Origin of the sequence: Dietzia sp. 2505 (genome assembly GCF_040546785.1) — a bacterium.
GTDB lineage: Bacteria > Actinomycetota > Actinomycetes > Mycobacteriales > Mycobacteriaceae > Dietzia.
The window spans coordinates 59,577-72,821 of sequence record NZ_JBEPON010000011.1 but is presented as its reverse complement, the minus strand read 5'-3'; the positions used below and the strand labels follow the sequence as shown (position 1 = coordinate 72,821).

General features: G+C 69.1%; 10 protein-coding genes. 3 read left to right on the top strand and 7 right to left on the bottom strand.

Annotated elements, in window-relative coordinates; translation table 11 throughout:
- Positions 1-1,050, top strand: coding sequence for a zinc-dependent alcohol dehydrogenase (locus tag ABIE38_RS17665; RefSeq protein WP_354058514.1), 1,050 nt, complete (start codon positions 1-3; stop codon positions 1,048-1,050).
- Here the strand turns inward: ABIE38_RS17665 and ABIE38_RS17660 are convergent.
- From ABIE38_RS17660 to ABIE38_RS17645, 4 genes are read right to left on the bottom strand one after another with little or no spacing between them, the layout of a single operon-like run.
- A complete protein-coding gene (locus ABIE38_RS17660; protein WP_354058512.1) occupies positions 1,047-1,835 on the bottom strand; it encodes an SDR family NAD(P)-dependent oxidoreductase in 789 nt (262 codons plus the stop codon). The two genes, ABIE38_RS17665 and ABIE38_RS17660, sit on opposite strands and share 4 nt — an antisense overlap.
- The gene (locus ABIE38_RS17655) at positions 1,832-2,938 is read right to left on the bottom strand and encodes a zinc-binding dehydrogenase (RefSeq protein WP_354058511.1); all 1,107 of its coding nucleotides are present in this window, start codon (positions 2,936-2,938) and stop codon (positions 1,832-1,834) included. The genes ABIE38_RS17660 and ABIE38_RS17655 overlap by 4 nt, the downstream gene beginning before the upstream one ends.
- Entirely contained in the window at positions 2,938-3,879 is a 942-nt protein-coding gene (locus ABIE38_RS17650; protein ID WP_354058510.1) for a TIGR03619 family F420-dependent LLM class oxidoreductase, read from the bottom strand. Before ABIE38_RS17650 ends, ABIE38_RS17655 begins: the two co-directional genes overlap by 1 nt.
- Entirely contained in the window at positions 3,879-5,630 is a 1,752-nt protein-coding gene (locus tag ABIE38_RS17645; RefSeq protein ID WP_354058508.1) for a PEP-utilizing enzyme, read from the bottom strand. Before ABIE38_RS17645 ends, ABIE38_RS17650 begins: the two co-directional genes overlap by 1 nt.
- 204 nt (positions 5,631-5,834) lie before the next feature.
- Between ABIE38_RS17645 and ABIE38_RS17640 the strand changes: the two genes are divergently transcribed.
- A complete protein-coding gene (locus tag ABIE38_RS17640; RefSeq protein WP_354058506.1) occupies positions 5,835-9,218 on the top strand; it encodes a pyruvate carboxylase in 3,384 nt (1,127 codons plus the stop codon).
- Positions 9,219-9,238: 20 nt separating this feature from the next.
- Here the strand turns inward: ABIE38_RS17640 and ABIE38_RS17635 are convergent, their stop codons facing one another.
- Genes ABIE38_RS17635 through ABIE38_RS17625 form a run of 3 tightly spaced genes read right to left on the bottom strand, consistent with a single transcriptional unit; the run spans position 9,239 to position 12,313 of the window.
- The gene (locus tag ABIE38_RS17635; protein ID WP_354058504.1) at positions 9,239-10,297 is read right to left on the bottom strand and encodes an acyl-CoA dehydrogenase family protein; all 1,059 of its coding nucleotides are present in this window, start codon (positions 10,295-10,297) and stop codon (positions 9,239-9,241) included.
- 16 nt (positions 10,298-10,313) lie between these two features.
- Positions 10,314-11,525, bottom strand: a complete 1,212-nt coding sequence (locus ABIE38_RS17630; RefSeq protein WP_354058502.1) for an acyl-CoA dehydrogenase family protein — start codon at positions 11,523-11,525, stop codon at positions 10,314-10,316.
- A complete protein-coding gene (locus ABIE38_RS17625) occupies positions 11,522-12,313 on the bottom strand; it encodes an enoyl-CoA hydratase-related protein (RefSeq protein ID WP_354058501.1) in 792 nt (263 codons plus the stop codon). The genes ABIE38_RS17630 and ABIE38_RS17625 overlap by 4 nt, the downstream gene beginning before the upstream one ends.
- 183 nt (positions 12,314-12,496) lie before the next feature.
- On the opposite strand from ABIE38_RS17625, the gene ABIE38_RS17620 reads away from it, so the two are divergent.
- On the top strand, positions 12,497-13,243 hold the full coding sequence (locus ABIE38_RS17620; RefSeq protein ID WP_354058499.1) for a FadR/GntR family transcriptional regulator: 747 nt from the start codon (positions 12,497-12,499) through the stop codon (positions 13,241-13,243).
- The last annotated feature ends 2 nt before the right edge of the window (positions 13,244-13,245 follow it).

Here is a 13,245-nt window from a genome sequence, read left to right as displayed (position 1 = left end):
ATGGCATATGACGAGCACACGGACCGTTTCGTCCGGATGGTGGCTCCGCGGACCGCGGAGATCGTCACCGACGGTGACCTGACGCCCGGCGACGATCAGGTGGTGGTGGACATCGGGTTCTGCGGGATCTGTGCGACCGACACCCACGGATACGAGTCGGCGGCGCTCCCGCCAGCCGTCTTCGGGCACGAGTGGTCGGGCACGATCGCGGCGGTCGGGTCCCGGGTCTCGCATCTCAAGGTGGGCCAGCGCGTGGTGGCCGGTGTCGGGCCCGCGTGCGGGGACTGCGCGCAGTGTCGCGCCGGGCACGCCGACCACTGCGATCTCGCCTTCGCCGAGGCGAACGGGGTCTCTGACGGCGCGCCGGAGCACGGGGGATTCGGGACCCGGATCCGCGTGTCGGCCCGGCGCGCCATACCGGTCCCCGACGCGCTGTCCGACGTCGAAGCCGGCCTGATGGAACCGGCGACGGTCACCTTCCACGCGGTCCGACGCGCAGGGATCACACTGGGCGCAACCGTCGTGGTCCAGGGCGCCGGACCAATCGGCCTGCTGACCGCGCAGCACGCGCGGGTCGGTGGAGCCGGCCGCGTGGTGATCTCCGAACCGTCGGAGGCACGGCGCTCGACGGCCGTCGCGCTGGGGTTCACCGATGTCGTGCGCCCGGAGGAGCTACGGGAGGTGCTGGCCGAGCTGTCCGGCGGGCTCGGGGCCGACGTCCTCTTCGAGTGCTCCGGGGTGGCGTCGCTGTTCCAGCCGTCGGCCGAACTCGTCCGGCGCGGCGGTACCCTCGCGCTGCTCGGTTACCCGGGAACGGACTCCTCGGTGAGCTACGGGGACTGGCAGAGCCGGGAACTCACCGTGATCGGTTCCCTCGCCTACTCGCACTCGGATTTCCTGGGCGCCATGACCCTGGTGGCCGAGGGCCGGATCGACGTCGCGTCCCTGCACACCGGCACCATCGGCCTGGACGACCTCGAGGCCATGTTCAACGAACTCGGCTCCGGTGACAGCGCCCACACCAAGGTGCTCGTCGACCCTCGTCTCTAGAGGACTTCTCGGGGCACGAACGGAGGTGCGGACTGGCCGCTTCCGCAGGTCGCACCCCCGTCGACCGGAATCGCGGCACCGGTCACGAACGACGCGGCGTCGGACAGCAGGAACGCCACCACCTCCGCGACCTCGCGTGCCGTACCCCACCGCTGCAGGGGGACCATCCGGCGTAGCTCCTCGTAGCGTTCCGGGGCGGTGTCCGCGATGCGGCGGGTCATCCCGGTCTCGATGGGGCCGGGGCAGACCGCGTTCACGCGGATCGCGGAGGCGGCGAGATCGATGGCGAAAGACCGGGCCATATTGACCACCCCCGCTTTCGCCGCAGCGTACGGCCAGCGTCCGGGCTCCCCGCCGAACGCGGTCGCGGAGGCGGTGACGACGATCGAACCACCCGTGTTTCGTCGCATCGCCGGGGCAGCCGCACGCACCCCCAACGCCACCGCGCGTAGATTGACCTCGATCGACCGGTCGAACACCGCCATGTCGAGCTCCTCGAGCGGGCCGGAGGCCGCGACGCCGGCGTTGAGGACCAGGGCGTCGAGGTGCCCGTGGGCCGCCTCGGCTCGCGCGACCGCCTCCTCGTTGACGCCCGGATCGGTCACATCGCCCACGAGCGCGGAGACGCGGGGGTGATCGACGCACCAGGACAGACCCTCGGTGGAGGTGTCGACGGCGACGACCGCGCCCCCACGCTCGGCGACGATCTCGGCCACCGCGCGACCGATGCCGGACCCTGCGCCGGTGACGACGCACACCGGGCTGCGAGACCCCACGACCGTCACGGGGCCCGCTTCATCTCGACGATCGCGCGGCCGATGATCTCACCTCGCGCGAGTGCCTGGTAGGCGTCGTCGACCTCGTCCAGGCTGTAGCGTCGGGTGATGACCTCCTCGGGTGCGACGGTCCCACCCTCGACCATCCGCAGCAGCGTCGGCATGTCCCGACGGGCCTTGGCGCCGTAGGACCCGCGGATCTCGAGCTTCCGGCGGACCAGTCGCGCGAGATCGACCGAGCCCGCCGATCCGGCAGGGGCGATGCCTACGACCACGGCACGCCCGCCGTCGTCGAGGATGTCCAGCGAAGTGGCGAAGGTCGCCGGGCTTCCGAGTGCCTCGAAGGCCACGGTCACCCCGTGGCCGTCGGTGAGCTCCCTCACGGCGGCGACGACATCGGTCTCGCGTGAGTTGACGGTGTGCGTGGCGCCCAGTGCGGCCACGGCGGCGAGCTTGTCGTCACTGATGTCGATGGCGATGATCTGCGACACGCCCGCGGCGGCGGCGAACTGGACGATCGACGAGCCCACTCCCCCCGCGGCGACCACGGCGATGCGGTCCGCGAGCCCCAGCTCGGCATTGTTGATCGCGCCGAGGGCGGTGAACGAGCTGCAGCCGAGGATCGACACCTCGCCGAGGCCGATCGCGTCCGGGACGCGGAAGGCATCGGAGGCCGGGACCACGCAGTACTCGGCGAGACCACCCATCGAGTACATCGCCAGCGGCGAGCCATCCGATCGGTGCAGCCTGGTCTCACTGTCGTAGAGGGTTCCGTTGAGTCTGTTGTGCGCGAAGAACTTCTCGCAGAGATCCTCGAGGCCGCCGACACAATGGCGGCAGTCCCCGCACGGCATGATGAAGCTGCACACCACCCGGTCGCCGATCGCCAGGGAGTCGACGCCCTCGCCGAGTTCCGTCACCACACCGGAGACCTCGTGCCCGAGCACGGCAGGGGTGGGAAAGGCGACCTCGGACTTCAGCACGTGGAGGTCCGTGTGGCACACCCCGCACGCCGCGACCTCGAGGAGTACCTCGCCGCGACGCGGGACCGGTCGAGGGATCTCCTCGATCCGCAACGTGGGTCCGGTCCCGTTGAACACTGCAGCCTTCACTACACCTTCTCCTTCTCGGCCCCGGCGCTCGCCGCCTCGGCCATCTCTATGAGTACTGCCAGGCGGGCCGGCATCGCCGCCCAGTCCGCGGGCGAGCGCACCTCGTCCGAGAAGTTGCACTCGACGATGAAGTGCTCCGCCCCGACGGCGATGGCGGTCTCCAGATCACGAATCACACCCTCGGTGCCCTGACCACCCGACCCGACCTCGTCTGTCGGGCGTTGGAGATAACTGCGGAGGAACAACCGGACCGGTGCACGGTCCGCGGGCCGGGCCGAGGCGAGGGTCGACATCTGCTCACGCAGGGCGTCGACCGTCCCACTGCTCGGATTCCAGATGTCGAACAACGCGGCGGTGCGCGCGAGTCCCCGATCCGAACGCAGGCCCGAGAGCAACGGCGGGCGCGGTCGCTGTACGGGCTTGGGCCGCACGACGGATCGCGGGATGTCGAAGAACTCCCCGGAGAACTCCACCGGATCGGGTGCCCAGCAGGCCTCGACGGCGCGGACCAACTCATCCATCCGTCGACCGCGCGTGCGCGGGTCGACGTCCATCTGTGCGTGTTCCTCATCCGACCACCCCACCCCCAGACCGGCGATCAACCGCCCGCCCGAGAGCACGTCCAGAGTGGCCAGCCGTTGCGCCAGCTCCACCGGTCGGTGATAGCCCGCCACCAGGATGCTGCTCCCCACGAGTACCGAGTCGGTGACCGCGGCGGTGTAGGCCATGAGCTCTGTCGCCCCGAGCACCGATCGGTAGGCGGGATGCACCGATGTGGTGTGCCGACCCCCGTAGACGGACTCGTTCTGTTCCGGATAGAACAGGTGTTCCTGGGCCCACAGTCCGGCGAAACCGAGCTGTTCGGCATTCCTGGCGAAGTCGCATACGGCCGCCGCGTCGACGTGCTCACCGAGCTGGGGCAGCGCGAGTCCGATCTGCATCAGAGGATCGTCACGGTCCCGGTGTTGCCGTCGACTTCGATCATGGCCCCGTCGGGGATGCGGGCCGTCGCGTCCTGGACGGACACCGCACACGGAATCCCCAGTTCGCGACAGACGATCGAGGAGTGGGTGATGGTCGCGCCGACATTCACCACGACCCCACCTGCGAAGACGAATAATGGCGTCCACGCCGGATCGGTCTGCGGTGCAACCAATATGTCGCCCTCTTCGAGTTGGCCGGCGTCATAGGGATCGTGCATGATTCGCGCACGGCCGCGGACCACCCCGGGAGCGCCACCGACCCCGGCGAGGACATCTCCCGGAATCGCGGGCGCGACCTTGTGCTCGGTTCGACGCGGCCACTCCGACAGCGGTAGTGGTTCGAAGAGGAAGAACGGCGGTTGCAGGTCGAACAACGCCTGGTACTGCACCCTGCGCTCGGCGATCGTCCCGGAGAACGACTTCGGATCATCGACGAACGCGTCGAGTTCGTCATCGAGCAGCATGGTGATGTCGTGGTGGTCGTCCATCACCCCCGCCTCGACCATCCGGTGACCGAGTTCGTACAGGGCCGCGCGCATCTCGCCCATCACTTTCACGCAGGCGGTCTTGGTGCGTTCGCGCCACGGCATGAATCGGGTGATCGATCCGGCCGCATCGAGGAAACTCTGCCGTGTGGCGTCGTCGGGCATCTTGTCCGCGAGTTCTGCGGTCAGCGCGATTCGCTTCTCCCGGTTTCGCTGCAGAATGCGCTCGGGGTCGGCGTCGTCGGGACTCAGACGCATCCCGTTGATGGCCAGGAGAGCGAGCACCGGGTTCGTCTCCCAACTGTCCGAGCGGATGTCCCATTCGTTCGGCGCCCGGGATCCGTACTTGTAGAGGAAGTCGTCGAACTCGGTCCGAAAGGTCTTGACATCGTCCTCGTCGCTGGTCTCGATCGCTTCGAGCGCGGTCGACAGACCGCTCTCGAAGATGGCAGTGAGCGCCTCGGACCCCGCGGCGAGGCGCCCGAGCTTCCACATCGCGAATGACGGCGCGGCCGAGTCCACTCCTCCCAATCCGCTCAGAAGGATGCCCAGCTTGTCGGATTCTCCGATCGACTCGAGCAGCGCGCCGGCCACGGCAGGCCCCATGGTGGACAGCGTCGTGGTGACCGGGTGGTAGCCGTAGCAGAAGATGAGGTCGTCGACGAACGACCGCGCGTGATCGACCAGGTCCCGATCCGACAGGGAACCGAGGTCCGGCCGCTCCTCGCGGGCACGATCAGCCCGTCGCTTGGCCTCCTCCGCCTCCGGATACTCCGTGGTCGTCAACGCCCAGGCGGATTTCTCCGCCAGTCCGGCCGTGAGTTCGGCATTCTCGTCGCCGGGCTTCGGCGTGTACTCGGGCAACTCGGGGTGGTCACCCACCCAGAGACTGTTCCAGACCGGGACCGTGAGCCCCGGGAGCCGGGCGCCGTTGAGTTCGGTCATCGAGAAATTGGTGTAGTGGTAGCCCCCGAAGTTCCCGATGATCTCCGGCATCGTCTCGTCGATCTCCTCGGGGAGATGGGTACCGAGGTGCTTGGTGTAGCCCTCCCGCCACCCGATGTTGAGCCCCTTGTTCCACACGAGCGTCACGTTCAGCGGGCTCGACGGGTCCGGCAGGACCTCGCCGGCATTGGCTCGGGTGTAGACGGGGTAGCGCTCGCTGAACTCCCAGTCGGTGATCCAGTGGTCGCCTACGGCGCTCTCGGTCTGAGGGTCGGTCATCGGTCCTCCTCGAACGGTGTATTTCAAGTCACACTATAGAAACAGCCACGCGATTGAAACCTGTACAGAGATATTTTTTTGCCCAGCTCGCTGGACTTTTGGGTCTTCTACTTGGAACTAGAACTTGATAGCTTCTCTAGTTACTGTCAGAGTTCCACGAGACACAGGTCACTACAGGACACAGGTCACTACGGAGGGAGCCCCATGTTCGCGAAGGTGCTTGTAGCCAATCGGGGCGAGATCGCCGTGCGCGCATTCCGCGCGGCGGTCGAACTCGGCGCTTCCACGGTCGCGGTGTTCCCGGAGGAGGACCGGAACTCGGGCCACCGGGCCAAGGCGTTCGAGTCCTACCAGATAGGCGAGGCCGGCCATCCGGTCCGCGCCTACCTCTCCGTCGACGAGATCATCGGTGCCGCACTCCGATCCGGCGCGGACGCCGTCTACCCCGGCTACGGATTCCTGTCGGAGAACCCGGCGCTGGCAGCCGCCTGCGCCGAGGCCGGTCTGACCTTCGTCGGCCCGTCTGTCGAGGTGCTGGAACTGGCCGGTGACAAATCGACGGCTGTCGCCGCCGCTCGGGCCGCCGGCCTTCCGGTCCTCGCCTCGACGCCACCTTCGCGGGACGTCGAGGAGCTGACATCGGCGGCCGAGAAACTGCGGTTCCCCGTCTTCGTCAAGGCCGTCGCCGGCGGTGGTGGCAGGGGCATGAGACGCGTGGCCGACCGCGCCGGGCTCCGAGAGGCCATCGAGGCGGCGGCCCGGGAAGCCATGACCGCGTTCGGCGACCCCACCGTGTTCCTCGAGGAGGCCGTCGTGGAGCCCCGCCATATCGAGGTGCAGGTGTTGGCCGACTCCACTGGCGAGGTGATCCACCTGTTCGAACGCGACTGCTCTCTTCAGCGCCGCCACCAGAAGGTCATCGAGGTGGCACCGGCGCCCGGGTTGGACGACGAGCTGCGCCGCCGGATCTGCGACGACGCCGTGAGTTTCGCCCGCCACATCGGGTACAGCGGAGCCGGGACCGTGGAGTTCCTCCTCGATCGACAGGGACGGCACGTCTTCATCGAGATGAATCCCCGCATCCAGGTGGAACACACGGTCACCGAGGAGATCACCGATGTGGACCTCGTCGCGGCGCAGCTGCGTATCGCGGCCGGCGAGACCCTGGCCGAGATCGGCCTGGACCAGGAGTCCATCAGGATCCGGGGTACCGCGGTGCAGTGCCGCATCACCACGGAGGACCCCACTGACGGGTTCCGGCCCGACACCGGCAGGATCACCGCGTATCGGACCCCGGGCGGGTCGGGCGTGCGCCTGGACGGCAGCGTGGGTCTCGGATCGGAGATCAGTCCACACTTCGATTCGATGCTGGTGAAGCTCACCTGCCGCGGCCGCGACCTGACCACCGCCCGCACCCGCGCCCGTCGCGCCATAGCCGAGTTCCGCGTGCGTGGCGTCACGACGAATATCCCGTTCCTGCAGGCTGTCCTGGAGAGCCCGGACTTCGCCGACTGGAACGTCACGACCGGGTTCATCGAAGCGCATCCCGAGCTGCTCGATCGGCACGCGTCAGCGGACCGCGGAACCCGCATCCTCCGCTACCTAGCCGACGTGACCGTGAACCGTCCGCACGGGGAACGGCCGTCCACCGTGTACGCCGTCGACAAGCTCCCACCGATCGACTTGTCGACGACACCCCCGGCCGGTTCGCGTCAACGGCTGCAACGGATGGGGCCCGTGGGATTCGCCGCCGACCTCCGAGCCTCGGACGCGCTCGCGGTCACCGACACCACCTTCCGTGACGCGCACCAGTCGCTCCTCGCGACGCGGGTCCGGACCCGCGACCTGGCGGCGGTTGCGCCCCACGTCGCACGGATGACACCTCAGCTGCTGTCGGTCGAGGCCTGGGGCGGCGCGACGTTCGACGTCGCTCTGAGGTTCCTCAACGAGGACCCGTGGGACCGGCTCGCGCAGCTCCGCGAAGCCATGCCCAACCTCTGCATACAGATGTTGCTTCGCGGACGGAACACGGTGGGGTATACCCCGTACCCGGAGGTGGTGACACACGCGTTCGTCCGGGAGGCCGCCTCGACCGGCGTCGACATCTTCCGTATCTTCGACGCGTTGAACAACGTGGAGGCGATGCGGCCGGCGATCGACGCGGTGGCCGGGACCGGGTCCGCGGTCGCCGAGGTCGCCATGTCCTACACCGGCGATCTGTCAGATCCCGGAGAACAGCTCTATACGCTCGACTACTACCTTCGGTTGGCCGAGCAGATCGTCGAGGCCGGAGCGCACGTCCTGGCGATCAAGGACATGGCGGGGCTTCTCCGTCCCCCGGCCGCGGCCACCCTGGTCGGAGCGCTGCGCTCCCGGTTCGACCTCCCGGTGCACCTGCACACCCACGACACGCCGGGTGGGCAACTCGCGACCTACCTCGCGGCGTGGGAGGCCGGGGTCGACGCGGTAGACGGCGCGAGCGCGGCTCTCGCGGGGACGACCAGCCAACCGGCGATCTCCGCGATCGTCGCCGCGGTGCAGCACACGACGCGGGACACCGGGTTGGATCTGCAGTCCGTCTGTGACCTCGAGCCGTACTGGGCGGCGGTGCGATCGAACTACGCGCCGTTCGAGTCCGGCCTCCCCGCCCCGACCGGGAGGGTGTACACCCATGAGATCCCGGGCGGGCAGCTGTCCAACCTCCGCCAGCAGGCGGTCGCCCTGGGGCTCGCGGACCGCTTCGAGGACGTGGAGAGGGCCTACGCCGGCGCCGATCGCGTGCTCGGGCGACCGACCAAGGTCACCCCGTCGTCGAAGGTGGTCGGGGACCTTGCACTCGCCCTGGTCGGCGCCGGACGTTCCGCCGCCGACTTCGCCGAGAACCCTGCCGACTTCGACATCCCTTCGTCCGTGATCGACTTCCTCCGCGGGGACCTGGGTGAACCCGCCGGCGGGTGGCCCGAACCGCTGCGGTCTCGCGCTCTCGAGGGACGCGCGGCCCCACGTGGTGTCACGCCCCTCACCGCAGAGCAGTGCCAGGCCCTGCGAGGGAACCCGGCCGGGAGACGGGAGGTACTGAACAGCCTGTTGTTCCCCACCCCCGCCCGGGACTTCGCCGATCACCGTGCTCGCCACGGCGACACCTCACGGCTGTCCACGAACCAGTACTTCTACGGACTGCGGCAGGGCGAGGAGCACCGGGTGGAGCTGGAGAAGGGGGTGACGCTGCTGATCGGTCTCGAGGCGATCTCCGAACCCGATGAGGCGGGGATGCGCAACGTCCTGTGCATCCTCAATGGTCAGCTGCGCCCCGTTCGGGTGCGAGACCGCGGGGTGACCGACTCGACCCCGCAGGCGGAGCAGGCGGACCCGAGCATCCCCGGGCACGTGCCGGCACCGTTCTCGGGTGTCGTCACGCTCGCCGTGCAGGCCGGCGACGTCGTGGCGCGTGGTGACGTGGTGGCCACGATCGAGGCCATGAAGATGGAGGCCTCGATCACCGCCACCCACGAGGGGCTGGTGACCCGGACCCTCGTCGACCACCCGACCGACGTCGCCGCGGGCGACCTGCTGATGGTCGTCGAGTGACCGGCACAGCCGGTCGGCGGTCAAGGCCCCTCGAGGAGTGCGGCGGCCACCGTCTCGGCGTGGACGGGGATGTCGCCGAGGATCAACTGATCGGTCTTGGCCCGCCGGAAGTAGTGGTGGAGCGGGTGTTCCCAGGTGAAACCGATCCCGCCGTGGACCTGGATGGACTCCTCGGCGGCGTACACCGCGGCCCGGGAGGCGAGGACCTGTGCCGTCGCCGCCGCGACCGCGAGTTCGGCGGTGGGCAGGTCGTCGGAGCCCGCGGCGTCGAGCACCGCGGCCTCGGCGAGTTCCACCGCGACGTACATGTCCACCAGGCGATGCTTGATGGCCTGGAACGACCCGATCACACGGCCGAACTGCTCACGGGACGAGCAGTGGTCGACGGATAGTTCGAGACACCGGCGGGCCGCTCCCACCTCCTCGGCCGCGAGAGCGGTGAGGCAGAACGCCTCCACGCGCTCCAGTCCCTCGCGCACCCCGGGGCCCCCGACGGCGGACGCCTGTGCGCCGTCGAAATCCACGGTCGTCAACGAACGCGTGAGGTCCAGGCTCTCGCGTGGGTGGAGTGCGACCCCGTCCGCGTCGGCCTCGATGACCGCGAGCTCGGGTCCCTCCCGGCCCACCGCGACCACCACGAGCAGGTCGCACTCCTCGGCCCCGATCACCGCCGGTTGGCTGCCGCTGAGGGTGAGGGTGTCGCCGGTGCGCACCGCGGTGACACCGGAGTCGGCGAATCGGGGTCCGGTGACGAGAGCGGCCAGAGAGGTGCCCGCGGCGATCCCGGGCAGGTACCGCGCGCGGCTGTCCGGGGAGCCCGCGAGGGCCAGGGCCCAGCCGGCCCGGACGGCGGACGGGAGGAACGGGGCCCGCCCGAGGGTCCGGCCGAGTTCCCCCATCACCACGGCGACGTCCTTGAGTCCGTATCCGGCGCCGCCGTACTGCTCCGGGATCGGGATCTCGAGGAGGCCCATCTGACCGACCAGCCCGGAGACGTCGTCGCCCGGACCGGTGCCGGCGAGCGCGCGGCGCAATGCGTCGCGCAGGTCCGCCTGCTCCACCGTGAGTTCGAGTGCCATGTCGCTCCTGGGGTTGCTAGTGGGGCTCGCGGGGCAGACCCAGGCCGCGCTCGCCGATGATGTTCCGCTGGATCTCGTCGGACCCGCCCGCGATCCTGTAACCGGGCGCACCCAGGAGATGCTCGGTCCACGCGAACGTGTCCGCGGCACCGGTGTCCGTGATGATGGCAGGCCCCAGGAACGATGCGGCCGCGTCGCCGATCCGCGTGAGGTTCTGCGTCCACACGAGCTTGCCCACGGATCCCTCCACCCCGGGTACCGCTCCGGACTGCACGCGCTCGGCGTGACGGGAGACCATCAATGCCGAGGCGCGCTCATAGATCGCGGCCTCCGCGAGTCGCTGGCGGACCAGGGGGTCGCCGGTGATCCCGAGACTCCTCGCCAGGCGGACGAGATCGGCCGAGTTGCCGCCCGCGCTGACGATCCCGGCACTCGAATTGCGCTCGAAACCCAGCGTGGTGAGGGCCACCGTCCACCCGTCCCCCTCGGCTCCCAGCCGCCACTCGTCGGAGAGGGTGACGTCGTTGAGGAACACCTCGTTGAACGTGGAACCGCCCGACATCTGCCGGATCGGGCGCGTCTCGATGCCCGGGGCGTCCATGGGCACCATGAACGCCGTCATCCCTTTGTGCTTGGGGGCCGCGGTGTCCGATCTGGCGAGCAGGAGTCCCCACTCGGAGAACTGCGCACCTGAGGTCCAGACCTTCTGCCCGTTGAGAGTCCACGAGTCGCCGGTGCGGACCGCCCTGGTGGACAGGCTCGCGAGATCGGACCCGGCTCCGGGCTCGGAGAAGAGTTGGCAACAGAGTTCGTCGGCTCGGAGGAACGGGACGATGAACCGGTCGCGCTGCGCGTCGGTCCCGAGCGCCAGGATGGTGGGCGCGACCAACTCCACCGTCACCAGCACGTTCTCGTGTCGGTCCGGGGCCGAGTACTCACGCTCCAGGGCCGTGTACACGCGCTCGTGTGAGGCCGACAATCCCGATCCGCCCCACGTCGTGTCCCACGTGATCGCGCCGAATCCGGCATCCATCCGCCTCGCCTGCCAGGCACGGGCCTCGTCGATGAGCGCGCGCTCCTCGTCGTGACCGCGGTTGTGGAAGATGGCGTAGGACGGCTCGACGTCCGCGGTCGTCCTCCGCGGCAGGTTGGCGTCCAGCCACTCGCGCGCGACGACGGCGAAGTCCTCGCTGTCGAGGTGGGCGAGCGACTGCGGGGTGGGCGTCATCGGCCTTCTCCGGAGAGCTCGGCCATCCGCGAGGCGAGCGCCGCCTTGGAGTCGGGGTGTTCGGAGAGCCTCACCGTGAACGACTGCTCGAGCTCGTAGCCCCTCCGGAGATCGAGGTCCTCGCAACCGTTCAGCGACTGCTTGGCGAGCACCAACGCGTGCCGGCTCTTCTCCGCGATCGACCGCGCACGGGCCATGGCGGTCTCGAGCAGGGACTCGTGCGCCACGACCTCGATGGGGGCACCCCAGAGGCGGAGGGTCTCCGCGGCGACGGGCTCGGCCGTGAAGAACATCCGGCGCATGGCCTGCTCTGGGAGCATGCGCGCGGTGAACCTGCCGCCACCGAGGACGCCGACGTTCATCTCCGGCAGACCGAAGGTCGCCCGCTCGGAGGCGATCACCAGATCGCAGAGCGCGGCGAGGCCGAAGCCGCTGCCGAGCGCGGGGCCGTTGATCGCGGCGATCACCGGGAGGGCACACCCGCGCACGCCCAGTAGCGCGCGTCGCGCGGCACGCATCTCGACGTCACCATTGGTGGCGTCCATGCTCTCGAACGCCTTGAGATCGTTGCCCGCGCAGAAGATTCGTCCCCGACCGGTCACCACGATCACACGGACGGACGGGTCGTCGGACAAGGCGTCGAAGGTGTCGGCGATCTCGTGGTACATCGTCCGATCGATCGCGTTGACCTTGCCCCGGGCCAGTTCCAGTAGCGCGATGCCGGCCTCTGGTCGCGTCAGCACCAGACTGCGCTCGAGGTCGCGCTCCGGCGTCGCGTGATCTGGCATCGCACACTCCTGCCTCTGGGCGTTCCGTCGGCACCGCCGCGGGTGTCGCGTCCGGGGCGCCACTTTCCTGACAGTGCCTACAGTATCGAGAATCGCTAAATATGTACAGAGTTGTGCGAAGCCTGGGTGCGCCGATGGGTACAGTGATCGGACCCACCGCCTAGTACTGGGGGAACCCCCGACGTGACCACCGAGCCAGACCCGCCGCCACGGCCCCGCGAGCCCAAGATGTCCGCGCGGATCGCCAACCGCATCGCCGACGACATCCTGGGCGGGTCCGTGGAGGTCGGCCAGCGACTACCGACCGAGAAGGAGATGGTCGCCGAATTCGGCGTCGCGCGAACCACCGTCCGCGAAGCCCTGCGCCTGCTGGAGAGCCGCGACCTCGTCACCATCAAGGCCGGGATCGGTGGCGGCCCGGTCGCCACCCGTCCGGAGCTGACGTCCCTGGGCAGTATCGTGAAGCTCTTCCTCCAGATCGACGGCGCCACCATCAGCGACGTCATCGACGTCCGGCTGATGCTGGAGCCGACGGTCGCCCGCGAGGCGGCCCGGCACGTCGATGACGCCCGACTCGAGGCCATGCAGGACGCACTCGACCGGATGCGGGAGGACCCGGGCGACTACGCCCGCTTCCAGCTCGGCAACGCCGACTTCCAACGGGGGGTGTACGAGGCGACGGGCAACCCTGCCCTTCGCATCGTCATGGAGGCGCTCTGGTTGCTGGTGCGCGACGCCGAGCCGGACGAGCACCCCATGGCGACGCGCCTCGCGGCGGTGGAGATGCAGCAGGACGTGCTCGACGCACTGCGGTCACGAGATCCGGACCGGGCGGCGACGACGATGGACGCTTTCAACAAGGAGTCGGCACGCTACTACCGCCGGCACCTCGCCGCCGTCATCGCCCAGCCGGTCCGATGGCAACTGTGAGG